General features: G+C 34.3%; 1 protein-coding gene. It reads left to right on the top strand.

Translation table 11 applies throughout. The annotated features are described in order from the left end of the window. Nucleotides 1-137: 137 nt before the first annotated feature. Nucleotides 138-3,004, top strand: a 2,867-nt coding sequence (locus RT405_RS08565) for a collagen binding domain-containing protein (protein WP_313469100.1), incomplete at its 3' end; no start/stop codon positions are given.

Raw genomic sequence — 3,004 nt, 5'->3', positions numbered from 1 at the left:
GTTTTAAATTTAAATTTTTTTGTTTCTAAGGTACTTTTTTTTAAAAGAAAGAATTTAAGAAGGATAAGCAATTCAGGATAGTTGTAAATTAAAGAAAACGTTGGATTGATAAAAATTAAAGAAAAGGAGTAATGAAAGTGAAGAAAAATAAGTATATTAACATAATTCTCACTTCGATGATGCTATTAAATACGGTTTTAACTCCACAAACTATTTATGCTGTTTCAGAAATAACTGCAGATGAGTCGAAAGAGACAAGTCAAGTTGAGTCTGCTGAACCAGTAACTGAAGACATTCAAAATGTTGTAGGCACAGATGAAGTAAATAGTGCAGAAGTTGAGTTAGCCAAGCCTATTATCGAAGGAGGAGAAGCTGCTGAAGACGAAAAAGCAACTCCAGAAGATAAGGTCGTAACAAATAAAGAACCAGAGACTGTCCATAATAATAGTCCCCCTGTGGAAGAAAAGACAGACAGTACTGAAGAAACAGCTGTAACAGCTAAAACCCGTGCTGCAGTAGAACAAAAGGAGAATCTTATCTCAAGTTTTAGTTTTTCTGTTACTACAAAAAGTGGAGAAAACATCAAGATAGACAATGGTGCTAACTTAGAACTTGACTTGAACGATATGAATGCTATTAGCTTATCTTATGGAATCACTAAGCCAGATGATTTACATATTAATGCAGGTGATACCTATACAATTCAGTTACCTAAAGTTTTCGGGGCACAAGCAGTTGAAGGCAAAGAGATAACAATTGATGATGTATCTGTTGCTAGTTATGCTATTGCTGATGGACAAATAATCATTACCTTTAATGACAATGTTAATGTCTATGATAATGTCGAGATGTTTGTAAACATATCTGGTTCATTTGATACGGAAATATTTGAAACGGAAAAGGAAGTTATTGTTAACGTGCCATATAGTGAAGGTAATTCTTTCACAGCAATCCTTCGGGCAAAAAAACAAGAATACGCAGGTGAAGATAAAAAGACTGCTGGTAAACCATATGTCTTAGATGAGAAAGGAAACAAACAAGAAAATAGCAAAAACCCTACTCATATCGATTGGACTGTTATCGCAAACGATTCAATGGAAAAACATAAAAATGCGACTGTTATCGATAACTTAGGTGACCATTTAGAAATCGATAAAGACAGCTTTAGTGTTTATCAACTGGTACGGGATTATAACAATGTAATTACCGATCGTAAAAAAGTAGATGTTGTTCCTGTACTCACTGAAAATGGTTTTGAATTAAATCTAGGTGCTATTGAAGATGCTTATGAAATTAAGTATACAACGCGTATTACGCGTCCGGATGGCGGCGGAATGCATACTATTAATAATAGCGCCCGTATTGTTTTAGATGGAAAAGAAACAAATGTAAAAGATAGTTTTAAAGGTACTTGGTCTGGAGATGTTCCAGTTATTACTAAAAATGGCAGCATCCAGGAAGGACAACCGAATATTGTTGATTGGCAAGTCGAATACAATTTCGGTAAAGAAGAAATTGGAATGGTTAGTCTGACTGATGAATTAACACACGGTAAGGTATTGCTTGAGACAATTAAGATTTATGAAGTTGTAACCGATATAGATGGAAATATTATTTCCAAGAGTGATACACCAATCGATATTATTCCAGAAGTAGATGAAAATGGGAATGTTATTCTTCCGAATCTTGATGCAAAAGGGAAAGCTTACCTTATTACATTTTCATCATCTGTGCCAATTGGTTTAAACGTAGATATTGTCAACACCATTTCAGATAGTATAGGAAATAAGGACGATGCAACTGTTAACGTGAATACCATTCCAACAGGTGGAAAAATTGGAGAACAGCATATCGATGAGAATGGACATCCATATATTGAATGGACGATTACGATGAATTCTCAAAAAATTGATGTCCCATCTATCAATATTAAAGATGTATTTGATTCAATCTATTTAGACTTTGATGTAAGTAATTCAAATTTATTTGAGTTAAAACGTGATGGTAAAGCAGTTGATAACTTTACTATCAAAGAATACACACATAAAGATGGCCGTACTGGATTTGAACTGCAGATCGCAGATGCTGGCCCATACGAGTATACATTTGTATATCGAACTTACTATACAACAGCTGGTATGCAGCAAAAAGAACTTGCCAATAATGCCGAACTGGTTTTTGATAAAGGAAATGGGGAAGGCATTGGTCAAATTGTTGACTTCAGTCAAAAAGGACCTAAAGCAGGAATTAAAAAATCTGGTAAATATGTATTAAATGAAGAAACCGGGTTACAAGAAATTGAATGGACAATTATCTTTAATGATAGTCGTATCTTACTTAATAATCCAGAAATCATAGATGATTTTACATCTAAAAATTACAACTATATAGAAAACTCATTAAAGATGACAGAAAACAACGAAACAGTTGCTGATTCTGATTATGTATTTAATAAGACGGATAATGGTTTTACAATTAACATAAACAAAAATACTCGTGCTCGTTACGTGATCACTTACCGTACAACTGCAGATGATTCGAAAAATGAACCACAAGCTAATTTAGCAACGTTGAACTGGCAAGGCGGTTCTGAAGAGGCTAAAGCATCGGTTGGAAAAAGAGATCCAGGGATTAAAAAGTCTGGCGCAGTAGTTGTTAATGCTGATGGTACCAAATCGATTAATTGGACAGTTGATTTTAACACAAATAATCATGTTATTCATAATTTTAAATTAACGGATACAAATGAACCTGCTACTGTTGACATAAGCAATATTAAAGTAACAAAAGGCACAGAAAACACTGATGTAACTAGTGATTTTAAGATTTCTGACCCTGAAGATGGCGAGTTTACAGTTTCTGCTAAAAAGCTTGAAGCTGTGTCGTATCAACTAACGTATACGACTTCGCTTTCTCCAGAAGAAGAGCAAAGTGTTATCAAGAACACAGCAAGTATCGAGTATACAGGCGGAAACCAAAAAGCAGAAGCTGTAATCAAAAATCC

This window comes from Carnobacterium sp. (genome assembly GCF_032094055.1).
Classification (GTDB): domain Bacteria; phylum Bacillota; class Bacilli; order Lactobacillales; family Carnobacteriaceae; genus Carnobacterium_A.
This window is presented reverse-complemented; position numbering and strand designations above follow the sequence as displayed.